A 25,504-nucleotide genomic window follows, 5' to 3' on the forward strand; every position below is an offset into this window, starting at 1 on the left:
CTATTTGATCGCTAAAGGCCGTCTGAAAATTTTTCAGACGGCCTATGGTGCTTGTATTTACTTATTACAAACTGTTTTGTCATGACTTATCCGATTCCCAAACACCGTGAAAAATCCCGTTGGCTCAATCTGTCTCAAGGCTCGCTGCCCTTGGCTTTGGCGCGTTATCTGCCGCATAAGCAGCTCAAGGTTGTCTTGACCCAAGATGCGGAACAGGCGTTGCGCCTTCAGACGGCATGGCGGTTTTTCCGTCCGCACGACACGGCGGTGTTCCTGCCGGACTGGGAAACGCTGCCTTACGAGCGTTTTTCGCCGCATCAGGACTTGGTGTCGGAGCGGCTGTCGGCGTTGTGGCAGATTAAGAGCGGCGCGGCGGACGTGTTGTTCGTGCCGGTTGCCACGGCGATGCAGAAGCTGCCGCCCGTGCCGTTTCTGGCGGGGCGCACGTTTTGGCTGAAAACGGGTCAGACTTTGGATATAGGTCGTCTGAAAACCGATTTGGTGGATGCGGGCTACAACCATGTTTCCCATGTTGTCGCGGCGGGCGAATTTGCCGTGCGCGGCGGCATTGTCGATTTGTTCCCGATGGGCAGCGAAATGCCTTACCGCATCGATTTGTTCGACGATGAAATCGACAGCATCAAAACCTTTGATACAGAAACGCAGCGCACCATCTCCCCCGTTTCCGAAATCCGCCTGCTGCCGGCGCACGAGTTCCCCACCGACAGCGAGGCGCAAAAAATCTTCCGCAGCCGCTTCCGCGAGGAAGTCGATGGCAATCCGAACGATGCCGCCGTGTACAAAGCCGTCAGCAACGGCCATTTCGGCGCGGGCGTGGAATATTATCTGCCGCTGTTTTTTGAAAACGAGCTGGAAACGCTGTTTGACTATATCGGCGAAGATGCGCTGTTTGTCTCTTTGGGCGACGTTCACGCCGAGGCAAACCGCTTTTGGAGCGACGTCAAATCGCGTTACGCGATGGCGCAGGGCGACGAAACCTATCCGCCTTTGCTTCCACAGTATTTGTATCTCTCTACCGATGTATTTGCAGGCCGTCTGAAAAACTACGGACAGGTGCTGCCCGATGTTTCCGGCAAGGAACACACCCTGCCCGACCTTGCCGTCAACCGCCAATCCGACGAGCCGTTGCAGGCATTGAAGGATTTTCAGACGACCTTTGAAGGACGGATTTTGCTGTGCGCCGAAAGTCTGGGACGGCGCGAAACCATGCTCGGCTTCTTGCAGCAAAACGGTTTGAAAGCCAAACCTGTGTCCGACTGGCAGGGCTTTTTGTCGGCGCATGAGCCGCTGATGATTACAGTGGCGCCGTTGGCTTACGGGTTTAAATTAGAAGATCAAAACATCGCGGTTATTACCGAATCCGATCTTTATCAATATGTTGCCCGCTCGCGCAAACATCATCGCAAGAAGCACGCTGCTGTTTCAGACGGCCTGTTACGCGACCTTGCCGAAATCAATATCGGCGATCCTGTTGTACACGAAGAACACGGCATCGGCCGATATATGGGCTTGGTCACAATGGACTTGGGCGGCGAAACCAACGAAATGATGTTGCTCGAATACGCGGGCGAAGCGCAGCTTTATGTGCCTGTTTCGCAATTGCATTTAATCAGTCGTTACTCCGGTCAGGCGCATGAAAACGTCGCCCTGCACAAACTTGGCAGCGGCGCGTGGAACAAGGCGAAACGCAAAGCCGCTGAGAAAGCGCGCGACACCGCAGCCGAGTTGCTCAATCTCTACGCCCAGCGCGCCGCCCAATCGGGACACAAGTTTGAAATCAACGAGTTGGACTATCAGGCGTTTGCCGACGGCTTCGGCTACGAGGAAACCGAAGACCAAGCCGCCGCCATCGCCGCCGTGATTAAAGATTTGACGCAGGCGAAGCCGATGGATCGCCTTGTGTGCGGCGATGTCGGCTTCGGCAAAACCGAAGTCGCGCTGCGCGCCGCGTTTGTGGCGGTGATGGGCGGCAAACAGGTCGCCGTACTCGCGCCGACCACGCTTTTGGTCGAGCAGCACGCGCAAAACTTCGCCGACCGTTTCGCCGATTTCCCCGTGAAAGTCGCCAGCCTTTCGCGTTTCAACAACAGTAAAGCCACCAAAGCCGCGCTGGAAGGCATGGCGGACGGCACGGTCGATATCGTTATCGGCACGCACAAATTGGTGCAGGACGACATAAAATTCAAAAACTTAGGTTTAGTGATTATTGATGAAGAACACCGCTTCGGCGTGCGCCAGAAAGAGCAGCTCAAACGCCTGCGCGCCAATGTCGATATCCTCACCATGACCGCCACGCCGATTCCGCGCACCCTCAGCATGGCGCTCGAAGGTCTGCGCGACTTCTCGCTGATTACCACCGCACCCAGCCGCCGCCTCGCCGTCAAAACCTTTGTCAAACCGTTCAGCGAAGGCAGCGTGCGCGAAGCCGTGTTGCGCGAACTCAAACGTGGCGGGCAGGTATTTTTCCTGCACAATGAAGTGGATACGATTGAAAATATGCGCGAGCGGCTGGAAACCCTGCTGCCCGAAGCCCGCATCGGCGTAGCGCACGGACAACTGCGCGAGCGCGAGCTGGAACAAGTCATGCGCGACTTTTTGCAGCAAAGATTCAACGTGTTGCTCTGTTCCACCATCATCGAAACCGGCATCGACATCCCCAACGCCAACACCATCATCATCAACCGCGCCGACAAATTCGGACTGGCGCAGCTGCACCAGCTTCGCGGGCGCGTCGGCCGCAGCCACCACCAAGCCTACGCCTACCTGCTCACGCCCGAATACATCACCAAAGACGCAGAAAAACGCCTCGACGCCATCGCGGCGGCAGACGAACTCGGCGCAGGCTTCACCCTCGCCATGCAGGATTTAGAAATCCGCGGCGCAGGCGAAATCCTCGGCGAAGGGCAATCCGGCGAAATGATACAGGTCGGCTTCACGCTCTACACCGAAATGCTCAAACAAGCCGTGCGCGACCTCAAAAAAGGCCGCCAGCCCGACCTCGACGCACCGTTGGGTATCACCACCGAAATCAAACTGCACAGCCCCGCCCTGCTGCCCGAAAGCTACTGCCCCGACATCCACGAACGGCTCGTCCTCTACAAACGCCTCGCCGTTTGCGAAACCGTACAACAAATCAACGCCATACACGAAGAACTCGTCGACCGCTTCGGCCTGCCCGAACAACCTGTCAAAACCCTCATCGAAAGCCACCACCTGCGGCTTGCCGCAAAAGAATTGGGTATAGACGCCATTGATGCGACCAGCGAAGCGGTAACGATAACCTTTGGCAAAAACAACAATGTCGATCCAACCGAAATCATCCTGCTGATTCAGAACGACAAAAAATATCGCCTTGCCGGCGCGGATAAGCTGCGATTTACCGCAGAGATGGAAAATATCGAAGTACGGATTAATACGGTGAAGAACGTATTGAAGACTTTGAAAGAAAGGGTGATGGTTAAGTAGAAAGGTTAGGAAAAGGCCGTCTGAAAATACTGAAACTGTCAGTTTTGAGATTACTAAATCGAACAGGGAATTATTATGAAAATGAGGGTAATGATGCTGGGAGTAACAGGCTTGATTTTATCCGGCTGCTTTTTCTCTAATGATGAAATTAAGTTGGAAGATATTTGGAATTTTAAAATTACTGTCAATGAAGCTAAGGGGAATAGGCAGGTGCATTTGACAGGCTTATTAGGCAATAGTGCAATGGGTATTTCAGATATCAAAATAACTAGCCGCAACGATGAGCTGAATATTACTTTATTTCAAAAATTAGCAGGTTCGGAATACTCAGGAACATTAGATAAAGAAATTGCTCTTGAAAGCAATATCAAGAAGATTACTTATGGTTCTAAACACGAGATGATATGGCAAGACTAAAAATTATAGTAAAGGCCGTCTGAAAAAGATTCAGACGGCCTTTAAAATTATAAATAGATAGATTTTGGGGCTATCCTATTTCGGCAACATTTCAAGGTTTATCTGCGCAGAAAAAGGAATACAGCAACTGTATCATCTCGGTTACCCTCGGGTCGGCAATGTAATATTGCCGTTCCCGATGGTTTACTTCAAACGATACCAAGCCGGCTTCACGCAGTAGGGCTAATTGACTGGACATTGCTGCTTGCGGCAGTCCGGATGATTCAGCCAACTCGGTTACATTGTGCGGCCTTTCATGTAGTTTGCACAATACGGCGAGACGGTTGGGATTGGCCAGTAGTTTGAGAAAATCGGTGGCTTCTTCGTAGGGCGGTTGATTGTCGGCAGTGGTCATGGTTTGCCCTTTTCGGCAAATGTGAAGGTCGCATTATCAGTCATAACTGCCGCAGCAGCAACTTTCAGACGGCCTTTGCTTAATGATTCCATGGCATTTTGGCCAGTAGTCGTGCCATGCCGCAGAATCCGGTTAGTCCAGCCGTTAATAGGCCTGCGCCGACCATCACGTCTATCAGATAAAACCAAGGCGATACCAGCCAACCTGCCAGCACGCCCAACAGAATCAAACTGCCCGCAATGGTTTGCACCTGCCGCATGATATCCGGTGCGGCACGGTCGGCAACAATAGGAAGCCCTGCAGCTTTCCATGCCAGTAAGCCGCCTTCTAGAATATAACATTCGCGACCTTGGCCAAGCGTTGACAATATTGTTTCTGCCCGTGTTGTACGTTTACCGCTCAGGCAATAAAAAATCAGGCATGGGGCTGTATCATCGGGCAGTTTGTCTCGCTGCTGTTCAAGCGGAAGGGATAATGCACCGACAATATGCCCGCCCCGATATTCGACTTGGCTTCGGATGTCCACTGCCAACGCGCCCTCACGGATTTTTGCCATTGCTTCGGAAGGCTTGATTTGCGGGAGTTGTCCGACCGTACTCATGTTTTGCCTTCTTTATTTTTTGTTGATGCGGCAGGTGTTGATGCCCAATAAGCTGTACAGCGCGCAGTTGCCAATCAGTGCTGTACCCAGGGGGATGATGCCCAGCCAACCCCACCAGCCAATTTGTCCGGTAGCGGCTGCAGCAATCAGTGCGACACCGATAACAATACGGATTACGCGATCCAAAGTACCCAAGTTTCGTTTCATTTTATTGCTCCTTGTTTCAGAATGGATTGTCTATAAATAAACATATATAACAAAAATTATATATGAGAAATATTATATCCCTAAAAATGATTTTGTCAAATTATTTGTAACCATGCAGTTTGGAATAGGGATAGGTATTGGTTTGTTTGGTTGGTGTAAATGATCGCTTAAGCATCTGATTTAAAATAAAAGAACGATATAATTTTTATATATAAAAAAGGCCGTCTGAAAAGTATTTTTCAGACGGCTTAAATATTTATGTTTTACAGTAAAGGACTCATCAGGCGGACGACATTTTCCACGAGGTCGCGGAGTTTGGAGCGTTGTTGCCATGATTTGATGGCAATGTAGCTGCTGTTTTTAAGGTAGCTGCGTTGGAGGTTGCAGATTTGTTTGGTGGTATCACGATCGTAGATGGCGAGGCTGATTTCTAGGTTGAGGAAGAAACTGCGCATGTCCATGTTGACCGTACCGAAGAGGGAGTAGTCTTCGTCAATAGTCATGGTTTTGGCATGTAGAAGACCGCCTTCAAACATGGCGATTTTGACGCCGGCTTCCAGCAACATAGGGTAGTAGGCGCGTGAGGCGTAGCGAACCATCAGTGAATCGACTTTGGCAGGCAGTATCAGGGTCACTTTGACGCCGCGTTTGGCGGCAACGGTTAATGCCATGAGAAGCGGCTCGTCGGGGACAAAGTAGGGGGTGGTAATCGTGATTTGTTTGGTGGCGGCATAGATGGCGCTGATGATGGTTTCGTAAATAACGAAGCTGCCTTGCTCGGGGGCGGATGGAATGATTTGGGCAACGATATCGCCTTGCTGCATTTTTTCAGGAAGGATTTGGGGCAGCAGGCTTTGGGCTTGGTTGAGGTATGTTTGTACGTTTTGGAGGTTTTCATCGGTTTCGACGGCAAGGTCGGCGAAGAAGACGGCAGACAGTTCCAAAACCATAGGCCCTGTGCAGCGCATCATGACATCGACCCATTCTCCGACGCCGGAGTTTTGTTTGAAATAGCGCGGGTCGACGAGGTTGAAGCTGCCGGTGTAACCGATTTTGCTGTCGATAACGAGGATTTTGCGGTGGTTGCGCAGGTCGGTACGCGTAAATAATGTACGCCAAATGCCGACAGGCAATGAGGTATGTACTTCAATGCCTGCTTGGCGCAGTATCTCTACCCAATCGCTTTCAAAAAAACTCCTGCTGCCGACGGCATCGGCCAGAATGGCGCAGTCAACGCCTCGATCTGCGGCGGCAAGAATTTCATTTAAAATTTCTTCAATGCGGCCTTTGGGTTCGATAATGTAAAAGGCCAGCAGGCAAGAATGGGTTGCGGCGCGTATGTCCGCAAGCATGCTGTCGATGATGGCATCTGTGGTAGAGAGCAGGCTCATGGCGTTGCCTTTGGTTGCACCCAGCCCCGTTCCTTTTTCGGCAACTTTACTGATGCCGTGGTATCGTGATTTGACTTGGTCGGCAATGTCGAGATAGATATCGGCTAGATGGGTGGCGGCAAAGTTGCGGTAGAAGCGGTTCATTTCGCCGGTACGTTTGGCGCGAGCGGTGCCTAGACGAGGCTCTCCAATAAGGATGTAGGCGATGGTTCCGAATATGGGGAAAAGGAATAGGATAATCAGCCAGGCAAAGGTTGAGCCGATGTTTTTTTGTTTGTACAACACGCGCAGCATACAGACGAGTGCGGCGCAGGTGTGGGCGAAGATGAAAATTTCGGTCCAGGTGATGTCTTTAAAAAAATTCATATTCGGTAGCGGGAGTGGATGTGTTTTTAAGTTTGAAGGTGTCAGCTGATAAGCTTCAGATATTAAGTATATAGAAAAACCGTCTGAAAAAAAATTTACACGATAATCGTGTTTCTGTTTTCAGACGGCCTTTGAGTTGTTTTAATTAACGGTGATACTGACGGGATAATTCGTGTACGGTATCGACCAAGATTTTGGCGTGTTCTGGATCGGCGTGTTGGTTGATGCCGTGGCCGAGGTTGAATACATGGCCGCTGCCGTTGCCGTAGTCGGCGAGGATGCGTGCGACTTCGGCGCGGATAGACTCCGGTGTGCCGAAGAGGGCAAACGGGTCGAAGTTGCCTTGTAGGGCAACTTGTTCGCCGACGCGACGGCGGGCTTCGCCGATGTTGCATGTCCAGTCCAGGCCCAATGCGTCTGCGCCGATTTCTGCCATGCTTTCCAGCCATAAGCCGCCGCCTTTGGCAAATACGATAACAGGCACGCGGCGACCTTCGCTTTCGCGTTTGAGTCCGGCAACGATTTGTCGGATGTACTTCAGGCTGAATTCTTTAAATGCGGCATCGCTCAACACGCCGCCCCAAGTATCGAAAATTTGTACGGCTTGTGCGCCGGCATCGATTTGGGCGTTGAGGTAGGCGGTAACGGCTTGAGCATTGGTGTCGAGGATTTTATGCAGCAAATCAGGGCGTGAATACATCATGGTTTTGATGGTGCGGAATTCTTTGCTGCTGCCGCCTTCAACCATGTAGCAGGCAAGTGTGAATGGGCTGCCTGAGAAGCCGATCAGCGGAACTCGGCCGTCTAGTGCTTTACGGATGGAAGTTACGGCATCAAAGACGTATTGCAGTTTTTCCATGTCAGGAACTTGCAGTTTTGCAATGTCGACTTCGTGTTGCAAGGTGCGTTCAAATTTCGGGCCTTCGCCTTCGGCAAAATACAGGCCCAAACCCATGGCATCGGGAACGGTCAGAATATCGGAAAACAGAATTGCCGCGTCTAGATCAAAACGTTCTAAAGGCTGGATGGTAACTTCGGTTGCCAACTCGGTGTTTTTGCACAAATCGAGAAAGCTGCCTGCGCGTGCACGCGTGGCTTTGTATTCAGGCAGATAGCGTCCGGCTTGGCGCATCATCCAGATAGGAGTGTATTCGACAGGCTGTTTGAGCAGGGCGCGGAGGAAAGTGTCGTTTTTCAGAGCAGTCATGGTAGAGAGGCTTTCTGATTTGGTGTGTTGGACAAAGTTCAGACGGCCTTAGATATATATTGAGGCCGTCTGAAATGATTAAATGGTTGGTTTTGTTGTAGATTTCATATTGTTGCTTAATGCGAAATCAGCACATCAATTTGGTTGAGGAAGGGCTGCCGGATGTTCTTCTTCGGCCACGCTTTCCAAAACCAGATTGCGTTGTTCTTGCGCTTTTTGTGGTTGGTCTGTTTCATCAAACACGCGGGCCAAGACCAAATGTGCGGATACGCTGGGTTGCAGGGCGATACTGGCTTCGAGGTAGCCTTGGGCTTTGCCCCAAAGTTTTCGTCCGTAAGCCAGTTGACCAAGATACATCAACAGCGGTGCATTGTCGGGTTGTTCTTGAAGCCAAGAGTCTGCCAAGTCGATGGCTTTTTGTTGCTCGCGCTCGCTTAGGAAACGCACGGATTCGACAAATGCTTCCAAGAGCTCAGGCTGACGGGTTTGCGGATAATAGGTTTTAACCCATTTGACCGCATCGGCATACAAACCCAAACGCTCGTATTTTTCGGCAATCGCAACACACAATTCGCCTGATTTTATGCTTTCAGGAATGTGTTTCAAACAAGCTTTCAGACTGCCTGCATCAGTTGCTTCGCTTAAGAGGCGGCGATATGCCCAATTTTGATACTGTTCGGCTTCGTAATCGTTGATGGCGCCGGCTTTAACCAGTTTTTCCGCTTTTGCCAAGACATCTGCAGCATCGCCATGATCAAAGGCATAACGCAATTGCAGGCGGACCAGGCGGCTTAAGTTGCTATTGATTTTTGCTGCGGCTTCAAGGTTTTGTGCGGCAGTCGGATAATCGCGGCGGCTCAGTGCAGATTCGGCCAGCAAAAGATGACGGGAAAGCTGTTGTTTTTGTGGCAGGTGTTCGATTTCATGCAGGTAGCGGTCGCGCAATTCGAAGTTTTCCATTTGGTCGGCCGCATGCGCGCCCAACATCAAAGCCAGGGTGCGGTTGTCGCCTGCTTCTTTGTTTTGCAAGACTTTGGTGGCTTCTTGTTCGGCTTTTTCAAAACGGCCTTCAAAATATGCCAGACCCGCGCTGTTCAAAGAGGCAGAAGCCTGGCGGCCTTTGCGGGCAATGCCGAAGCGTTGCATACGCGCCGGAATGTTCAAGAGGCCGAACACGAATTTAATCAGGAAATACAAGACGAATACGCTCAACAGCAGGCCTAAAACAAAGGCATGCAGATTGATACGCAGCATGGTTTGCTCAACCACGACATACACGTTGCCGGTATAAATGCCGGAAGCCAACGCTAAACCGACGGCGGCGGCAAACAGAATGACAATCCAAACGACGGTTTTCATGCTTGCTCTCCTTTAATTTTGGCAGCAGGCTTGGTTTGGTTTTGTGGTTTGGCAGCTTCGGCGGCCGGTTCTTTTTTGTTTTCAGACGGCAATGCAGGTGCTTCTAAAGACTGAGGAGCGGAAGCGGCTGCCGGTGCGGAAGTTGTGGTTTGCTCGATAGTTGCAGCCAGAGCGGAAGCGGTTTTCTCGGCAGCTTGGGTTTGTGCAGCTTCTTCGGTCGTCATTTGTATACGCGAACCTTCTTGAAAAGCGCGAACGGCGCTCAAGCTGGCTTTCAGGCTGTCGTCTGAAATCATACGGACATCAAGGGCTTTGAGTTCGGCCAACTCTTTCAGCCATGACTGGGTAGCAGGGGATTTGCTGTCGAAGTATTGCTTCACGGTTGCTTCAACGTTGTTCAAATCGCTTTGATACACTTCGCCGTTGTGTTGCAACAGGGCAATGCGCGCATCCAAAAGGCGCAGGCGCAGGTTTTCACGGATGAAGTAGGTTTGATCGGGCGAAATCAACATGGCGTCGTTGCTGTCCAGATGACGGACTTCAACCAAGCCTTTGAGGGCATTGAGGGATTTTTCCCATGTGTTTTCCCACCAAGTTCCTGAATTGGCGGCTTCGACAGGCGCAGCACCTGGTTTTAATACGCCGTCCAAAACCAAAGGCAGGCCTGAAATACCGCTTTCCAAACGGTCGAGACGCAAGGCAGTAGCGGAAATATCGACATAAGGACGGTTTTTCAGCGCGGCCAAATCATTGCTGATGGCTTGTTTGATGGGGATAAGTTCAGGTTGTTCAAAACGGCTTAAGCGGCTGTCGATGTGTTCCAATACGCTGACTGCGCCTTGGAGGTTGCCTGACAGCATCAATTGTTGCGAAGCAGTGTTCAACATCGATTCGGCTTCGTCGACCAGCCAGTTGATACGGCCTTTGAATAACTCTTGATAAGCTTTCTGCAATTGCAGGATTTGATCGCTATTGTTTTTTTGACCGTTGTTCAGGCGGTCTAACTCGGCTTGAATAGCGGTTTGGCGGTTGAGGTTGTCTTTTAGAAGGCTAGCATTTTCAGATTCGCCCAATGCAGCTTTGTCGATTTTTTGGTTGAATTCGAGCTCTTGGTTTTTTAAAACATTTTGGCCCTGTACAAACAGGAATCCGCTCGCGCCCAAGCCAAGCAGTGCCAAGACGGTTGCACCTGCGGCCAAGGCTTTGCCGCCAGATTGTTTGATGATAACAGGGGCGTTGTTTTGTGGGAGATTGTTGGACTCGGGCATGCTCGCCTCCACTCGCTGAGGTTGGGTAGGTTTGATTTGTTCAGACGGCCTTGTGTTTTCAGAACGTTCAGGCACCGGAGCTGCCGTATTGGCAACTTGTTGGGTATCTTTATTGTCTTCGACTGGGTTCACTGCTTGGCTCCTTTGTGGCATGGATGAAAGTGCAGCGGATAAAGAAGTGACGGTTTCTACATGTTTGGCGCCGACGATGCGAAGTGCATCGGCAATACGCGGATGGTGGGTAAAGTATAGCAAGGATTCGAAGAATCGGGAAAATTGCGGCGGAATCTGATGGAAAAATTCGCGCGCGAGCTCGCCGGATGTAACGTAGGCGGCAGCGATGTCTTCAGTTTTAAAGTTCTGCCAATCGATGGCGTGTGGCCGTCTGAAATAGATTTCGGCGATGTCGATTTGGAAACCCAGTTCGGTCAGTTTGTCTGCTAAAAAATCACGGCCGCCATGACCTCGAATGATTAGAACTCGGGCGTTGGGTGGCAGGTTTTTCCAAATAGGCATTCTCAAGACGGCTTCGCTGTCGTTGCCGTCTTCGGGAGAGAATACGGGATAGGGGGAGAATTGCGTCAAAGTATGTTGGCTGGTTTGGCCGACGGTAATGTGTGCTTTGTGGCCGTCTGAAAAGTTCAGATGCGGCGCTGCGGTTTCAATAGCGGTCGGGCTGACCCAAAACACGACGTCGGCTTGCTTGAATTGTTCGGGGAGTTTTTTTTGCGCCGAACGATCCACCTCTATTTCAATCGGACTCAATACCTGAGCCTGCCAACCGGCTGTATGGCAGGTTTGGATATCTTGCTGTGGACGGTTGGACGGACGGATGATGAGTAGAGTAGGCATAATGTGGGATAAATTATTAAGGTTTAGGCCGTCTGAAAGAAGGGTTTCAGACGGCCTGTTGCTAACGTACGTTATTGATCGACGAATGCGCGCTCAATCAGGTAGTCGCCGCGAACGCCGGTTTTCGGAGAAACGGTCAGTCCGAATTCGTCCAAAACGTTGCAGGTGTCTTTCAACATGGCTGGGCTGCCGCACAGCATAGCGCGGTCGTTTTGCGGATTAATTTTAGGCAGGCCGATGTCTTCAAAGAGTTTGCCGCTGCGCATTAAATCGGTCAGACGGCCTTGATGTACATATTCTTCGCGTGAAACGATCGGGTAGTAAATCAGTTTTTCTTTAACCAAGTCGCCCAAGTATTCGTGTTCGGGCAATTCTTTGGTGAAGCGGTCGTAGTATGCCAAGTCTTTTTTGTAGCGTACGCCGTGAACCAAGATAATTTTTTCGAATTGCTCATAAACATCAGGGTCTTTGGTAATGCTCAAGAAAGGGGCGATACCGGTACCGGTGCTCAAGAGGTAGAGATGTTTGCCCGGATTCAGGTCGCCGGCAACCAGTGTACCGGTCGGTTTTTTACTGATGAGGACATCGTCGCCGACTTTAAGGTGTTGCAGGCGGCTGGTCAATGGGCCGTCTTGTACTTTGATACTGAAAAATTCCAGATGCTCTTCCCAGTTGGCAGAAGCCACGCTGTATGCGCGCATCAGCGGTTTGCCGTCTACCATCAGGCCGACCATGACGAATTGGCCGTTTTCAAAGCGCAAAGACTCGTCACGGGTACAGGTGAAAGTGAAGTAAGCGTCGGTCCAGTGGTGTACGGACAAGACTTTCTGGGTGTTGAATGCTGCCATTGATATTTCCTGTCGGATAAGGCCGTCTGAAAAGAATAGGTAGGGGCGGCCGAGGTTAATAAAAAGAATGGAATATGGTGTTCAGCTACTTGCTTGCCGGTTTGGCTGATTTTTCGCTGAGGCTGTGCAGGTTGGAATAGCGTCCGCCTGCGTTGATCAATTCATGATGAGTGCCTTGTTCGACTACATTGCCTTCGTGCATCACAACGATATTGTCGGCTTTTTCGATGGTTGAAAGTCGGTGGGCAATCACCAATGTGGTACGGTTTTGCATCAGGTTTTCCAATGCGGTTTGTACCAAACGTTCGGATTCATTATCTAATGCGCTGGTGGCTTCGTCCAAAATCAAAATCGGCGCATTTTTCAAAAGCGCACGCGCAATGGCGAGGCGTTGACGTTGACCGCCGGACAGTTTTAAACCGTTTTCGCCAACTTCAGTGTGCAAACCTTGCGGCATTTTTTGGATAAATTCCCAAGCATTCGCGGCTTTTGCAGCATTGATAATTTCTTCTTCACTGAATTTGTCAGCTTGAGCATAGGCAATGTTTTCAGCAATCGTACCATTAAACAGGATAACGTTTTGGCCGACAAATGCCATGCGGCTGCGCAGGCTTTCGAGTGTATATTCCTTGATGTTGATGCCGCCAATCAAAACCTTGCCTTCATCCGGATTGAGGAAGCGCGGCAACATATTGGCCAGAGTGGTTTTACCGCAGCCTGATGCGCCGACCAATGCAGTCACTTTGCCTTGCGGTACAAGCAGGTTGATGTGGTTCAAGCTGTTGCGTTCGGCTTCAGGATAGCGGTGTACAACATCGCAAAATTCAATATCTCCAGGGTTTGGGCTGAGGATTTGTTTGCCTTCGTTGCTCTCTTCGGGTTGATCCAAAAAGGTAAAGACACTTTCTGCCGCCGCCAAACCGCGTTGCAGGGATTGCATCACGCCGGTCATACGTTTGATGGGGTCAAACATCATGATCATGCTGGACAAAAACGACATAAAATCGCCTGCACTAAATCCTGAAAGCCCTGCTTGGCGTGCCGCTGCGTAAATAATCGCAGCCAGTGCAACCGAAGCCATTAATTGCGTAATGCCGGTACCGGCAGAGCTGGCGGAAACCTGTTTGAGCAGGTTGCGGCGCACATCGTCGGCAATACGGTTGAAGCGGCGATTTTCATAATCTTGACCGCCATAGATTTTCACAACACGTTCACCATTGATGCTTTCTCCCAAAACCTGCATCAGCTGACCGATGTAAATTTGATTGTTGGCAGACAGTTTGCGCAAGCGTTTGCTGACCGTTTGGATACATACGGCAACGACCGGCAAAATAATAAAAGTAATCAGGGTCAAACGCCAGTTTAGATAAGTCAACAAGCCCAACAGACCGACCACGCTCACGCCGTCTTTGGCGATCACGGTAATGACGTTAAATCCTGCATCGGTAATTTGGTTGACGTCGTTTAAAATGCGCGACATCAGACGGCCGCCGGTATTGCTGCTGAAATACGAAGTCGGCAGGTGCATCATTTTATTGAACATTTCACCGCGCAAACGCTGCACCAAGTGGCTGGACAGATAAGTCGTGCAATATTCGTTAATGAAGTTGAACAGGCCGCGAACGAAAAACAGCGCCACAATTGCCAGCGGCAACCATGACATGCTTTTCATGTTTTTATCGACAAAACCTTCATTAATCAAAGGTTTGAGCAAGTAACCGAAAGCCGGCATCGTACCGGCGACAATCAGCATGGCTACTACGGAGACGATAAACATCTTCCAATAGCTTTTTAAATATCCAAGCAAACGCTTGTACAGCTCCCAGTTGGATGTGGCTTGTGTTGTCTGCATATCAATCCAGATTTAGAGCAAACATGCAATTCTAAACGAAAATATCTGTCATTACAATGTTTGCAATTGAAAGTCAAAAGGAGTTGGTATTATTTTAACGCCTTGATTTTATAATGAGAACGACTGTGATGCGGTGGGGTCGTTAATAACGCTGCCCACTTCTCAAACACCAGTTGCGGCCGTCTGAAAAAGTTTCAGACGGCCTCTTCAGTCGTCAAAGACAGCCGGTTAAGCCAAAGCTTCCTTAATGATGTCTTTTACTGTCGTTGCGTTATTAGGGACAACACGGACACGTTGCGGCAGGTTTTCCAAGCCTTCCAATGCAGCCGGGCGGGGAATGGAAACTTCGCCGACCGCTTCATGGATGGTGGCTTCAAATTTAGCAGCCAACGCGGTTTCGAGGCAGACAATGGTTTCGCCGACTTCGCGTACTTCACGCGCTACTTTGATGCCATCGGCTGTATGCGGATCAATCAATTCACGGTCTTGTTCGTAAACCTGTTTGATGGTGGCAAGGCGGTTGGCATGGGTCGATTTGCCGGAAACAAAGCCATATTGTTGATGTACTTTGTTTAAGACAAATTCCAAATTGAAACCTTTGCCGGAGCTTACTTCAGCCCATAAGGTTTTGATTTCGTCTGCATCGCGGTCCATCAGGTCAAACACAAAACGTTCGAAGTTGGAGGCTTTGGAAATGTCCATAGACGGGCTGGAAGTAACGTGAGTGTGTTTGCTGTTGCGCGGGCGGTATGCGCCGGTTTTGAAAAATTCGTCCAATACGTCGTTTTCATTGGTGGCAACAATCAAGCGGTGGATAGGCAGACCCATTTGGCGTGCGATATGGCCGGCGCAGACATTGCCGAAGTTGCCGCTTGGCACGCAGAAGCTGACTTTTTCATCATTACTCGAAGTGGCATTGAAATAACCGGCAAAGTAGTACACGACTTGGGCGATGATGCGTCCCCAGTTGATGGAGTTGACTGTACCGATGTGGTATTTGGCTTTGAATTCGGCATCGTTTTGTACGGCTTTGACGATGTCTTGGCAGTCGTCAAACATGCCTTCAACGGCGATGTTGTGGATATTAGCATCTTGCAGGCTGAACATTTGCGCACGTTGGAATGCGCTCATTTTGCCTTCCGGTGACAGCATGAAGACATTGATGCCTTTTTTACCGCGCAGGGCGTATTCGGCGGCAGAGCCGGTGTCGCCGCTGGTGGCGCCTAAAATATTGAGTTCTTTGCCTTCTTTGTTCAATACATATTCAAACGCATTGCCCAAGAATTGCATAGCCATGTCTTTGAATGCCAAAGTCGGGCCATTGGACAGGGCTTGGATTTTGATGCCGTCTGAAAGTGTGCGCACCGGAGTAATGGCTTTGGTACCGAATACTTCTTCGGTGTAGGTGCGGTTGATGATGTCGCGTAAATCATCAGCAGGGATGTCGGTGGCAAACAGGCTCATGACTTCAAACGCCAGCTCAGGATAGCTGAGTGTGCGCCATTGGTCTAAGGTAGCACGGTCGATTTGAGGGTATTGCTCAGGCAGCATCAAACCGCCGTCAGGAGCCAAACCCATCAATAAAACTTCGCTGAATTGCTTGCGTGCGGTTGCACCGCGGGTGCTGATGTATTTCATGGTTTCTTCTCTATATATTTAAAATTCAAATAGAAAGTCAAAACGAATTCAGACGGCCTCGATATTAAAAAAGGCCGTCTGAACGATTATTTGTAGAGTCGTTTGAAGCAGGCGGTAACCGTTTTCGTGGTGACGGAAGCAATGGCCTGCTCACGGGTTGCCGGGCTCAATACCTGCATCATTTCGGTTGCGGTCAATTGATTTGGCGCTTCCTCGCTGGCGCAGCCGCAGATTTTATTTTCCCATTCGGCTTGTTTTTCCGCGCTCATGGCCAAAGCAATGACGCGCCATTCGTTACGTTTGTTTAATTCGGTACGGCATTGGCTGTCTACCGCCATTTTCACTACGCTGCTGCCGATACCTGTGCCGCTGCCCAAACCGCCGAAAGATTCGCCGCCGGTAGCGCATGCACCTAATAAAAAAACTGATGTAATAGCTGCCAAAAGAGTTTTTGAAGTCATGATGTTTCCTGTAAGCAAGGCCGTCTGAAACGCCCGAAGAGTTCTCAAAATAGCATGTATTATACCGTAATGCGGCCAGATATGTGTGTTTGCGAAACTGCCGTATAATGCTAGCGAGTTTTCTTTTCAATCAGCCAGCACGAAAGCCGCTATGTCCGACCTTTTCGCCCGACAACCCGATGCCCCTTTAGCCGAACGCCTGCGCCCGCATTCTTTAGACGATGTCATTGGGCAGCAGCACTTAATCGGCGAAGGTAAACCTTTGCGTGTGGCAGTCGAGGGAGGAAAGCCGCATTCTATGTTGCTGTGGGGGCCGCCGGGGGTAGGCAAAACCACGCTGGCGCGGATTTTGGCGCAAAGCTTTAATGCCCAATTTCTGCCGGTTTCTGCCGTATTTTCCGGCGTGAAAGACATACGCGAGGCAATCGAGAAAGCTGAAATTGCCTTGCAACAAGGGCGCGCGACGATTTTATTTGTTGACGAGGTACACCGCTTCAACAAAGCGCAACAGGACGCATTTTTGCCTTATGTCGAAAGTGGCCTATTAACCTTTATCGGCGCCACCACGGAAAACCCGTCATTTGAAGTCAATCCGGCATTGCTCAGCAGAGCGCAGGTGTATGTTTTGCAATCCTTGTCTTCAGACGACCTGAAAAAGTTGATTGCCAAAGTATTGGCTTTGCCCGAATACCAAGATTTTACGATTGATGTGGATGCGCAAGAATTGCTCGTGAATACCGCCGATGGCGATGCGCGCAGATTGTTGAACTTGATCGAGCAACTTTTACGCGCTGCCGATACACGCCGTCTGAAAACCCTAACCGCCGAATTTCTGGCAGACAGTTTGGGTGCGCAAATCCGCCGTTTTGATAAGGGTGGCGAGAGTTTCTACAACCAAATCTCCGCGTTGCACAAATCTGTGCGCGGTTCGCATCCTAATGCGGCATTGTATTGGTTCTGCCGTATGCTCGACGGTGGTACCGATCCGCGTTATCTCGCCCGCCGCATTGTCCGTATGGCATGGGAAGACATCGGCTTGGCCGATCCGCGTGCCTTAACGATTGCCAATGATGCCGCCGCTACTTATGAGCGCTTAGGCTCGCCAGAAGGGGAACTCGCTTTGGCTCAAGCCGTGTTGTACCTTGCCGCCGCCGCGAAATCCAACGCGGGCTATAAGGCATACAACCAAATGCGCCGCTTCGTCAAAGAAAATGCCAGCGACGAAGTGCCTGTCCACCTACGCAATGCGCCGACCAAGTTGATGAAAGAGTTGGGTTACGGACGTGAATACCGCTATGCCCACGACGAGCCGAATGCCTACGCTGCCGGTGAGAGCTATATGCCCGATGGCTTGGACGAACCCGATTTCTACCAACCCGTCCCGCGTGGATTGGAAATCAAAATTGGCGAAAAGCTGAAATGGCTGAAATCCTTGGATGAAGATGCGCTGGATGATTAAAACAGTAAATGAACATAATACAAATCTAAGATCAAATTGAGTTTTTCAGACGGCCTTTGCTGTTTGAATATTTTTAACCTATACCATACACACAAATTTTCATGAATATTTTTGAAGCCTTACTATTATTGTGCCTGCTGATTGTTATTAGTGCGTTTGTGTCCTGTTCCGAACTCGCGCTTGCTTCGGCACGCAAAATCAAATTGCAGGTCATGGCGAAAGACGGCGGCGATACGCGTGCGCTTGATGTAATCAATATGCAGCAGCAGCCGGGCAGTTTTATTACCGTTGTCCAAATCGGATTGAACGCCGTCGCCATTCTTGCCGGTATCGTCGGCGAGGCGGCAATACGTCCGTATTTTGGCAAGCTGTTGGAGAATGCAGGCAGTTGGGGCAGCACAGTTGCCTCTTTGCTGACTTTCTCGCTGGTTACAGGCAGCTTTATTTTAATTGCCGACCTGATGCCCAAGCGTATGGCAATGACCCATCCCGAAGCGGTGGCGGTACGCATTGTCCGTCCGATGATGTTTTTGATTTTTATCTTAAAGCCCCTTGTCTGGGTTTTTGACGGGTTGGCAAACGCAATATTCAAACTCTTCAAAATCTCAACCGTCCGTCAGGAGCAGCTGACCTCGGAAGATATTTATGCCGTCGTTGATGCCGGTGCGCAGGCTGGTGTATTGAAAGAACAAGAACACTATCTGATTGAAAACATTTTTGATATGCAGGAGCGTACGGTCACTTCCACCATGAGTACGCGCGAATATATCGCCTATTTTGATAAACACGACGACAGCGATACCGTGTTGGAAATGATGTCCGACAAACCGCACAATAAATTTCTCGTATGCGACGGCGACTTGGAACGTGTCATCGGCTATATCGAATCGCATACGCTGCTGACCTTGTTTTTAAAAGAAAAAGACGTCCGCCTGACCGACAAGCGCGTGTTGCGTAAAGCCTTGTTTATCCCCGACACGCTGTCGCTTTATGATGTATTGGAGACCTTCAAGACTTCCGGCGAAGACTTTGCCGTAGTGGTGAACGAATACGCGCTGGTGGTCGGTGTGGTAACGCTGAAAGACGTAATGAGCATCGTTATGGGCGAGCTGGTCAATACCGAAGAAGAGCCGCAAATTATCCGCCGTACAGAAGACACATGGTTGGTGGATGGTGCCACGCCGCTTACCGATGTTATGCGCGCACTGGATATTGAAGAGTTTCCCAATTCGGAAAACTACGAAACCATCGCCGGCTTTATGATGTATTCCCTGCGAAAAATCCCGAAGCGTACGGATTTTCTGGTTTATGCCGGTTATAAATTTGAAATCATCGATACCGAAAATTTGAAAATCGACCAGCTTTTGGTTTCCAAACAAGGAAATATGGTGGGGAAAATGTAATAGGCTTTAAAGGAATATTTGTAGTATCAGATGAAAACGGGCCATCTTGAAATAAGTTGCTTATGATTTATGTCTTTTCTTAAGTTGTATAAAAGGCCGTCTGAAAATCAAATAATCAAAAAAGAAAACCGGATTTCCATCAACTGGAAATCCGGTTTGTTTTATTTTCAACTTAGAACGTCAGCCTTACACCGGCGCGGACGGAGCGGCCCGGCAATGGTGCGATATATTTGAGCATGGAGTTTTGCGGTCTTGCGGTACGGTTGGCAAGGTTGCGTGCATCGAAGAACCATTCGGCTGTCGATTTTCCATGTTTGGTGGTATGGCTCATGTACATATCCCACATGGTATAGCCGCCCAAAACAGGCTCTTTGTAGTTGGCAGCCATGTGGCCTGTATGTTTGGCAGGGCGGTAGCGTGTCAGGCTGGTGCCCAGTTGCCAGTTGCCTTTATTCCATGTCAGGCTCGCGCCGTAGCGGGATACGGGCATATTGGGCATGTAATAGCCGTTGTTGCGGACACGGTTGCCATTGCCTAATGTGCTGTTACGCTCGTCGTCCAAATCGGCGTGGTTGTGTACGAAGTCGCCAAACAGGCGGGCTTCCAATGTGCCGTATTTATTCAGGTCAAACCATTGGTTTACCTCCAATTCCACGCCGTGAAGCTGGGTGTCGCCGGAGCGCCAGTATTTGGTTGGCAGGCGTTGGCCGCCGTCATGTGCGGCATCTACTAGGAAGGTATAGTCTTTAAATTGGGTTTTATACCAGCTTGCACGGAAGCGGCCGTCTTTCCAACCGATTTCTCCGTTTACCTCCCAAGTGCCTGCTGTTTCCGGACGCAGGACATCGGCTCCCCAGTGTGATTCGGAAGCCATCAGGGCATAGTGATCGCCACCTGCATACAACTCGTTGACTTCAGGGGCGCGTTGTGAACGGCTGTATCGTGCGCCTAGTTTTAAGAAGTCAAACAAATCTACGCCTAAGCCTGTATGATAGTGGTTCAAGCTGTATTTCAGACGGCCTCTCTCTTCCAATCCTTTAACGGTCGAGCTATTGCGTCCAGGTTTGTAATCACCGATGTCGACCGAGTGGCGGACTTCGCCATGTCGCCAACCCAAAGATGCATTCCAGTTTTTCCACTTGAAGTTTTCCAAAGCGAAAATGCCGTATTCTTTGCTGTCGGTATCGGGCAGGTAGGCATAGTTTCCGGTGCGTTTGCCGTTGATGCCTGAAGATTCGGTGCTGCGCTGTTTCCAATCTGCGCCCAATGTACCTTTCAACCAAGAACCTGCTTTGTGATTGAACTCTAAACGGCTTTGGAAAGTTTTGCTGTCCAAAGTTTGCATTTTGGTGTCGCCCAAGTATTCGGATGTTGGGTTTTGCGTATAGGCGGCTTGGAATTTGATGTTTTCAATCCATGGCGTCAATGGACGGTACATGGCTTCTGCCTGCCAACGGGTTTGTTGGGCGTGTACGGAAGCGTATTCGCGTACCGGTGCTTTGCGGGTACCGCTGTGGTGGTGGCCTGATTCGGAAAAATTGTAATAGCCAAAGCCTGCAATACCGGATTTGCTCAAGAAGCGGCTGACGGATACGCCGGCATAGCTGCGTTCACCGATATGGCTCAGGCCAAAAGCAAAGTTTTGATTGCTCAAATGGCTGTTTTTCAGACGGCCTTTTTCAACAGGCATATCGTCTTTCATGGCATTGATGACTTTATTTCTAAAGTTTGGGCTGCCGTCATAAAGTGGATTTTCTACCCAATCGCCCCAGGATGGTTTGTTTAATTTGTACAATTCAGATTCATCAGGTTCCGAGCCGTCGTTATAACGTTTCCATTGTTCAATGAAAGCCGGAATGTCTTTCGCGACATAACGGTAATAGCCTTTGTTTAAGGTTTCGGTAATGTCGGGCGTAACCTGACATGCCCACATCAGGCGAGAGCTATAAATATTGGCATGATCGTAACAGGCGGCCGGTTTGGAATCGCCGGGGATACGGTAATCATTGGCATGAGTGTCTGCCCCCGACAAATGCCAAGCCAAATTGCCGACCTTGCCGTTTAATTTGAACGCTGCGACACGCGGCGTATTGTAGCCGCCGCTAACTTCGACTTTGCCGTTTAAATCTTTTTCAGGCAGTGCTGTGGCAATCACGCCGGTATCGACGTCAACTGCGCCGCCAATCGCGTTGCCGCCATACAAGACTGCTGCCGATGATTTTAAAACGGTAATCTTTTCCGCCATGAACGGATTGACCATCAGCGGCAAATCGGGGCTGATTGAAGCAGCATCCGAAATACCCAAACCATTTTCACTAACATATACGCGCGAGCCGCTCAAGCTGCGGATTTGCGGTACGCCGGTATTAGGGCCGTAAGCATTATTTTGAACGCCGGAGACTTGTTCCACAGTCTGTCCGAGCGATACGGCGCGTTTTGTTTTTAAATCGTTTGTAGTTAAAACTTCTCCATCTCTTAGATAGTCTTTTGCGCCAGGCTGCAAACGCCAGTTACTTGAAGGCGCATTACCGACAACTTTGACTTCAGGTATATCTACTTGAGGAAGTTCTTCTGCAAATGACTGGCCTGAGAAAACAGCCAAAATGGCGCATAACATTTTATTTTTGTTACATAAAAATTGTTGTTTCACCGCTTATCCTTTATTGATATCACATTACGAAAGGCGTCATGATATATCTTTTCTACGGTAATTATCATGAATAAACATTTATATTTTAATTATTTTTGATTATTATCAATAATTATAAATATTGGTATAATTTAGTATTTACTAATTATTAATAATTAGTTATAAAATTTTAAAAAGGCCGTCTGAAACAATCCAATGTTTCAGACGGCCTTTTTATAAAATCAAAAATTGCTAGAGCTAAGACTGAGACCTTTATTCGCAACTCAAGTTTTTTGTTTTTTCAGCGAATGTATCCATGGCAATTTGGCACATGCGTTCACGTTGGCCTACGTCGGCGGCGGGCAAGATTTGGCGCAGGTATTTTGTGTTGTCGCGTTGGAACGATGCTTTATCGCCTGCTTTTTGGTAACACGCATCCGCGCGGGTAAAGTATTGCTGGCAGATTTTCGGCAATTCTTCAAAGGACAAGGGTTTGCTTTTGTGCATGCCGTGCGCGGAGACGGATAGGGAGGAAAGGGCGCACAGCGCGATGATTAAGGTTTGGGAAATGGTTTTCATGGTAAGCCTATTTATTGAAGTGGTGTTTAAATCAATTGTTCGCCCCAATGCAGCTTTTGGCGCAGGGTTTTGAAGTATTGGTAATCGGTGGGATGGAGGACGCGCAAGGGGTTGTGATAGCGGCGGATGATGATGCGGTCGAAGTTTTGCACGTCGATATGGGATTGTCCGTCAAAATGTGCGCGTGCGTCGCCGCTTTTGGTAATGAGGATTTCGATCACGCTGGTGTCGGAGATGGCAATCGGGCGGTTGGTCATGGATTGCGGGCAGATGGGCACGAGCGTGAAGGCGTGCAGACCGGCCTGCATGATGGGGCCGCCGGCGGCAAGCGCGTATGCGGTCGAACCTGTCGGTGTGGAAATAATCAGGCCGTCCGAACGTTGGGTATAGACAAATTCTTGATTGATAAATACTTCAAATTCAATCATTTGTCCTGCACCGCCACGAGACAGTACGGTGTCGTTGAGGGCGAGGGCGCGTTCGATGGTTTCGCTGTCACGAATGATACTGGCTTCAATGAGGATGCGTTCTTCGGGCAGATATTTGCCTTCCAGTACGGGGCGGATGCCCTCAACCATGGTGTCGCGTGAGATTTGGGTAAGAAAGCCTAAGTGGCCTTGATTGATGCCGATGATGGGGACGGCGCGGGGGGCGACTTCGCGGGCGGCGGAGAGGAAGGTGCCGTCGCCACCGAGTACAATGACGAGGTCGCAATATTTGCCCAGCTGGGCTTTGTTTACGATTTCGCAGTAGGCGGAATCTTGGATATAGACGCAGTGTTCTTCTACGCTCAATTCATCCAGATAGATGGTGAAGCCGTTTTCGCGCAGAAAAGAAACCAATGTGTGGACGGTATCTTGAATTTCGGGCGTATTGGGACGTGTAACGATACCGATGTTTTTAAATGGGCTTTTCATGGTAGTAGGCCGTCTGAAATTAAGTGTCTAATCTATCCAGATATCGCGCTCGAGCCGGTCGAGGCGTTCGTTTAGGCGGGAAACATCGTCACGCAGTTTGTCCACTTCTTCCAACCATGCGGCAAGTGTGGCTTGGTCGATAACAGGGGATTCGGGTTCGCGTGAAAAGTCGCTGATTTGCTCGGCAATGCTTTTGCCGATTTTTTTCATGGTGCGGCCGATATCGCCGGCGCGCGAGCTGATGCTTTCTGCGGCTACATGACCGAATACACGCGCTAAATCTTCGCTCGGATAATAGCGCAGACCACCCAAAATAGGAAGGACGGACATACCCAATACCAAGTCGCCTTCGAGGCTGATGTCGCCCACGCCGGGCTGGCCGCCTTGGAGGATTTTTTGGATGGCGCTGTTGTGGAATGTGATGTTGGTGTCGGCGGTTTCGTTTGTGGTTTCAAGAAAACCTTGTTCGCTGATGCGTCCGGTCAGTCGGAAACCGGTCAGGCTGATGCAGATGATGCTGCCTGCAAATTCAGACAGCTCACGCTGTTGCTCTGGATTTTGCTGTATCAGGTGGTTGATAAGGGGAAATAGGGCGGACATGGTTTACTCTAAATGCCGTCTGAAACGGATTAATGGATTGAGTCGCAATTTTACAGGCTTAGACCGTCTGCGCAAACGGTATTTACAATTTTGCCGTTGCTTTTGTCATCAACGATGAAATCAGGAGCCGGCAGTCCGAGTTTGGCCGCTTCGGCAGTATAAAATTCGGCCCGGCTTGGGTGGCGGGGTTCGACAATATTGCGGATACGCTTGCCGTCAGCTTGGCAGGCCGTCTGAAAGAGAACTTGGACGGCAAGGTCTTTATGAAGAATATTGACGGGTTGATTGCCGCCTTGAATGCGTGTTTTTTGAACCAGCTTGGTAACGGGATGACGGTCGGCAGAATAAAGTCCGCCCAGTCTCAGTATGTCGATATGGGGGAAGGTGCTTTCAAACAAAGCTTGCTCGACTGCGAGGATTTGACGGGCGGATTCGGTTTGCGGATCGGGAGACGTGGTTTCATCGCATATGCGTGCTTGGTCGCCATACACGCTGGTGCTGCTGGTGAAGATGATGTGTTGTACCTTGGACTGCTCGGCAAGTTGAATCCATTTTTTCAGGGTATCGGCGTAATGGTTTAATGACGAAGGCGGAAGCAGGCAAAACCATGTCGGCTTGTTGATATGGTTTTGCCACAAGGTCGAACTGTGAAAAATATCGTCTTGATTCAAATCGATGATGTTGAGCTCAATCGGCAGATTGATGTCGTCGGAGGTCAGGTTGCGTTTGATGGCGGCTACCTGACTGCCTTGCTCATAAAATTTCTGTGCCAGCGGCAGGCCGAGATAGCCTAAGCCGAGAATGGAAATATCGGGAAGGTGCATAAATAAAGCATCCGAAAATTAACAGGCCGTCTGAAAATCGCTTTAACTTGGTTAAAGCCACGTTTTCAGACGGCCTTTGTATGGAAAAATTAATGGTTGCTGCCGATTTTTTGGTCGAATTCGGCACGGTGTTCCGGCAGCAGGTAAGGGCGCAACAGGCTGAGTGTGCGGCTGATGCCCCGTACTTTGGAATCTTCGGTCAACTTGGCGCGGCCGCGCAGGGAGCTGTCGAAGTCGAACCAGTATTTTGTCACCATCCACATATTGACGGCAAGGTCGTTCATGGCGGTTTGGTCTGCGCTGATGATGTTCAGGCCGTTGAGCTGGGTCAGCAGGTTGACCAACAGCGGGGACACTTTGGCTTGGGTAAAGGTATTGTGTTCGCCCAATAATTCGGCACTGCGGGCAAGCAGGGTGTTCACATCGCTGAAGAGGAAACGATATTCCCACATCACATCATAAATACCGGCCATGTAGTTGATGGAGTCTTCCACATTAGACGGTAATACGGCTTCGTTAAGATAGGCAAGCAGGGCTTCGCTGTAACGCTTAAACAATTGGACGATGATTTCGTCTTTGTTGCGGAAATGGTAGTAGAGGTTGCCCGGGCTGATGCCTAAGTGGGCGGCAATATGGTTGGTGCTGATATTGCGCTCGCCTTCTTCGTTGAACAAGGCGAGGCTGGCATTGATGATTCGTGTGTAAGTGTTGACTTTAGCAATGCGCGGCATGGGATACACTCCTTT

The 25,504-nt window shown here is 49.9% G+C and carries 21 protein-coding genes and 1 pseudogene; 4 read left to right on the forward strand and 18 right to left on the reverse strand.

Annotation, left to right across the window (positions count from 1 at the left end; translation table 11 throughout):
* Positions 1–81: 81 nt before the first annotated feature.
* Together mfd and ACTHSQ_RS00815 are read left to right on the forward strand one after the other, a co-directional pair.
* Entirely contained in the window at positions 82–3,486 is a 3,405-nt protein-coding gene (mfd, locus tag ACTHSQ_RS00810) for a transcription-repair coupling factor (RefSeq protein WP_440370935.1), read from the forward strand.
* Positions 3,487–3,561: 75 nt separating this feature from the next.
* Entirely contained in the window at positions 3,562–3,903 is a 342-nt protein-coding gene (locus tag ACTHSQ_RS00815) for a hypothetical protein (protein WP_154953430.1), read from the forward strand.
* A 91-nt stretch (positions 3,904–3,994) separates the two neighbouring features.
* On the opposite strand, the gene ACTHSQ_RS00820 is transcribed toward ACTHSQ_RS00815, so the two are convergent.
* The 12 genes and pseudogenes from ACTHSQ_RS00820 to ACTHSQ_RS00875 form a co-directional block, all read right to left on the reverse strand.
* Positions 3,995–4,297, reverse strand: coding sequence for an ArsR/SmtB family transcription factor (locus ACTHSQ_RS00820; RefSeq protein ID WP_440370936.1), 303 nt, complete (start codon positions 4,295–4,297; stop codon positions 3,995–3,997).
* 79 nt (positions 4,298–4,376) lie between these two features.
* Positions 4,377–4,898: a rhodanese-like domain-containing protein gene (locus ACTHSQ_RS00825; RefSeq protein WP_440370937.1), complete on the reverse strand. Its 522-nt coding sequence runs from the start codon at positions 4,896–4,898 to the stop codon at positions 4,377–4,379.
* 12 nt (positions 4,899–4,910) lie between these two features.
* Positions 4,911–5,105, reverse strand: coding sequence for a YgaP family membrane protein (locus ACTHSQ_RS00830; protein ID WP_003685761.1), 195 nt, complete (start codon positions 5,103–5,105; stop codon positions 4,911–4,913).
* A gap of 263 nt (positions 5,106–5,368) precedes the next feature.
* The gene (gene cls / locus ACTHSQ_RS00835; RefSeq protein ID WP_440370938.1) at positions 5,369–6,862 is read right to left on the reverse strand and encodes a cardiolipin synthase; all 1,494 of its coding nucleotides are present in this window, start codon (positions 6,860–6,862) and stop codon (positions 5,369–5,371) included.
* Positions 6,863–7,007: 145 nt separating this feature from the next.
* On the reverse strand, positions 7,008–8,069 hold the full coding sequence (gene hemE, locus ACTHSQ_RS00840; protein WP_440370939.1) for a uroporphyrinogen decarboxylase: 1,062 nt from the start codon (positions 8,067–8,069) through the stop codon (positions 7,008–7,010).
* A 135-nt stretch (positions 8,070–8,204) separates the two neighbouring features.
* Complete coding sequence (locus ACTHSQ_RS00845) at positions 8,205–9,428, reverse strand: heme biosynthesis protein HemY (protein WP_003685410.1); 1,224 nt, start codon at positions 9,426–9,428, stop codon at positions 8,205–8,207.
* Positions 9,425–10,696, reverse strand: a complete 1,272-nt coding sequence (locus ACTHSQ_RS00850) for a uroporphyrinogen-III C-methyltransferase (protein WP_440371055.1) — start codon at positions 10,694–10,696, stop codon at positions 9,425–9,427. Before ACTHSQ_RS00850 ends, ACTHSQ_RS00845 begins: the two co-directional genes overlap by 4 nt.
* A gap of 109 nt (positions 10,697–10,805) precedes the next feature.
* A pseudogene (locus tag ACTHSQ_RS00855) lies at positions 10,806–11,548 on the reverse strand (uroporphyrinogen-III synthase).
* 71 nt (positions 11,549–11,619) lie between these two features.
* Positions 11,620–12,396: a ferredoxin--NADP reductase gene (locus tag ACTHSQ_RS00860; RefSeq protein ID WP_003685780.1), complete on the reverse strand. Its 777-nt coding sequence runs from the start codon at positions 12,394–12,396 to the stop codon at positions 11,620–11,622.
* An 85-nt stretch (positions 12,397–12,481) separates the two neighbouring features.
* Positions 12,482–14,248, reverse strand: coding sequence for a lipid A export permease/ATP-binding protein MsbA (gene msbA, locus ACTHSQ_RS00865; RefSeq protein WP_003685634.1), 1,767 nt, complete (start codon positions 14,246–14,248; stop codon positions 12,482–12,484).
* Between the two features lie 228 nt (positions 14,249–14,476).
* The gene (gene thrC / locus ACTHSQ_RS00870; protein ID WP_440370940.1) at positions 14,477–15,886 is read right to left on the reverse strand and encodes a threonine synthase; all 1,410 of its coding nucleotides are present in this window, start codon (positions 15,884–15,886) and stop codon (positions 14,477–14,479) included.
* Positions 15,887–15,972: 86 nt separating this feature from the next.
* A complete protein-coding gene (locus ACTHSQ_RS00875) occupies positions 15,973–16,347 on the reverse strand; it encodes a hypothetical protein (protein ID WP_440370941.1) in 375 nt (124 codons plus the stop codon).
* 151 nt (positions 16,348–16,498) lie between these two features.
* On the opposite strand from ACTHSQ_RS00875, the gene ACTHSQ_RS00880 reads away from it, so the two are divergent.
* Together ACTHSQ_RS00880 and ACTHSQ_RS00885 are read left to right on the forward strand one after the other, a co-directional pair.
* Complete coding sequence (locus ACTHSQ_RS00880) at positions 16,499–17,806, forward strand: replication-associated recombination protein A (protein WP_440370942.1); 1,308 nt, start codon at positions 16,499–16,501, stop codon at positions 17,804–17,806.
* A 101-nt stretch (positions 17,807–17,907) separates the two neighbouring features.
* Positions 17,908–19,209, forward strand: a complete 1,302-nt coding sequence (locus tag ACTHSQ_RS00885; protein ID WP_003679774.1) for a hemolysin family protein — start codon at positions 17,908–17,910, stop codon at positions 19,207–19,209.
* 172 nt (positions 19,210–19,381) lie between these two features.
* Here ACTHSQ_RS00885 and ACTHSQ_RS00890 read toward each other — a convergent pair whose 3' ends face one another.
* From ACTHSQ_RS00890 to ACTHSQ_RS00915, 6 genes are all read right to left on the reverse strand, one after another.
* A complete protein-coding gene (locus ACTHSQ_RS00890) occupies positions 19,382–21,826 on the reverse strand; it encodes a TonB-dependent receptor (RefSeq protein ID WP_440375938.1) in 2,445 nt (814 codons plus the stop codon).
* A 285-nt stretch (positions 21,827–22,111) separates the two neighbouring features.
* Complete coding sequence (locus ACTHSQ_RS00895; protein ID WP_049332487.1) at positions 22,112–22,417, reverse strand: hypothetical protein; 306 nt, start codon at positions 22,415–22,417, stop codon at positions 22,112–22,114.
* 26 nt (positions 22,418–22,443) lie between these two features.
* The gene (locus ACTHSQ_RS00900) at positions 22,444–23,334 is read right to left on the reverse strand and encodes an NAD(+) kinase (RefSeq protein WP_440370944.1); all 891 of its coding nucleotides are present in this window, start codon (positions 23,332–23,334) and stop codon (positions 22,444–22,446) included.
* Positions 23,335–23,361: 27 nt separating this feature from the next.
* Positions 23,362–23,934: a ubiquinone biosynthesis accessory factor UbiJ gene (locus ACTHSQ_RS00905; RefSeq protein WP_440370945.1), complete on the reverse strand. Its 573-nt coding sequence runs from the start codon at positions 23,932–23,934 to the stop codon at positions 23,362–23,364.
* Positions 23,935–23,984: 50 nt separating this feature from the next.
* Positions 23,985–24,758 carry an SDR family NAD(P)-dependent oxidoreductase gene (locus ACTHSQ_RS00910; RefSeq protein WP_440370946.1) on the reverse strand — a complete coding sequence of 258 codons (774 nt, stop codon included), beginning with the start codon at positions 24,756–24,758 and terminating at the stop codon, positions 23,985–23,987.
* An 89-nt stretch (positions 24,759–24,847) separates the two neighbouring features.
* Positions 24,848–25,489: a TetR/AcrR family transcriptional regulator gene (locus ACTHSQ_RS00915; protein ID WP_036491149.1), complete on the reverse strand. Its 642-nt coding sequence runs from the start codon at positions 25,487–25,489 to the stop codon at positions 24,848–24,850.
* Between the last annotated feature and the right edge of the window lie 15 nt (positions 25,490–25,504).

Origin of the sequence: Neisseria sp. P0009.S008 (genome assembly GCF_051958615.1) — a bacterium.
GTDB lineage: Bacteria > Pseudomonadota > Gammaproteobacteria > Burkholderiales > Neisseriaceae > Neisseria > Neisseria subflava.

Bases quoted from the DNA above. Each gene is read 5' to 3' on its own strand.
- mfd (WP_440370935.1), top strand. From the start codon at position 82: ATGACTTATCCGATTCCCAAACACCGTGAAAAATCCCGTTGGCTCAAT.
- ACTHSQ_RS00815 (WP_154953430.1), top strand. From the start codon at position 3,562: ATGAAAATGAGGGTAATGATGCTGGGAGTAACAGGCTTGATTTTATCC.
- ACTHSQ_RS00820 (WP_440370936.1), bottom strand. From the start codon at position 4,297: ATGACCACTGCCGACAATCAACCGCCCTACGAAGAAGCCACCGATTTT.
- ACTHSQ_RS00825 (WP_440370937.1), bottom strand. From the start codon at position 4,898: ATGAGTACGGTCGGACAACTCCCGCAAATCAAGCCTTCCGAAGCAATG.
- ACTHSQ_RS00830 (WP_003685761.1), bottom strand. From the start codon at position 5,105: ATGAAACGAAACTTGGGTACTTTGGATCGCGTAATCCGTATTGTTATC.
- cls (WP_440370938.1), bottom strand. From the start codon at position 6,862: ATGAATTTTTTTAAAGACATCACCTGGACCGAAATTTTCATCTTCGCC.
- hemE (WP_440370939.1), bottom strand. From the start codon at position 8,069: ATGACTGCTCTGAAAAACGACACTTTCCTCCGCGCCCTGCTCAAACAG.
- ACTHSQ_RS00845 (WP_003685410.1), bottom strand. From the start codon at position 9,428: ATGAAAACCGTCGTTTGGATTGTCATTCTGTTTGCCGCCGCCGTCGGT.
- ACTHSQ_RS00850 (WP_440371055.1), bottom strand. From the start codon at position 10,696: ATGCCCGAGTCCAACAATCTCCCACAAAACAACGCCCCTGTTATCATC.
- ACTHSQ_RS00860 (WP_003685780.1), bottom strand. From the start codon at position 12,396: ATGGCAGCATTCAACACCCAGAAAGTCTTGTCCGTACACCACTGGACC.
- msbA (WP_003685634.1), bottom strand. From the start codon at position 14,248: ATGCAGACAACACAAGCCACATCCAACTGGGAGCTGTACAAGCGTTTG.
- thrC (WP_440370940.1), bottom strand. From the start codon at position 15,886: ATGAAATACATCAGCACCCGCGGTGCAACCGCACGCAAGCAATTCAGC.
- ACTHSQ_RS00875 (WP_440370941.1), bottom strand. From the start codon at position 16,347: ATGACTTCAAAAACTCTTTTGGCAGCTATTACATCAGTTTTTTTATTA.
- ACTHSQ_RS00880 (WP_440370942.1), top strand. From the start codon at position 16,499: ATGTCCGACCTTTTCGCCCGACAACCCGATGCCCCTTTAGCCGAACGC.
- ACTHSQ_RS00885 (WP_003679774.1), top strand. From the start codon at position 17,908: ATGAATATTTTTGAAGCCTTACTATTATTGTGCCTGCTGATTGTTATT.
- ACTHSQ_RS00890 (WP_440375938.1), bottom strand. From the start codon at position 21,826: ATGTTATGCGCCATTTTGGCTGTTTTCTCAGGCCAGTCATTTGCAGAA.
- ACTHSQ_RS00895 (WP_049332487.1), bottom strand. From the start codon at position 22,417: ATGAAAACCATTTCCCAAACCTTAATCATCGCGCTGTGCGCCCTTTCC.
- ACTHSQ_RS00900 (WP_440370944.1), bottom strand. From the start codon at position 23,334: ATGAAAAGCCCATTTAAAAACATCGGTATCGTTACACGTCCCAATACG.
- ACTHSQ_RS00905 (WP_440370945.1), bottom strand. From the start codon at position 23,934: ATGTCCGCCCTATTTCCCCTTATCAACCACCTGATACAGCAAAATCCA.
- ACTHSQ_RS00910 (WP_440370946.1), bottom strand. From the start codon at position 24,758: ATGCACCTTCCCGATATTTCCATTCTCGGCTTAGGCTATCTCGGCCTG.
- ACTHSQ_RS00915 (WP_036491149.1), bottom strand. From the start codon at position 25,489: ATGCCGCGCATTGCTAAAGTCAACACTTACACACGAATCATCAATGCC.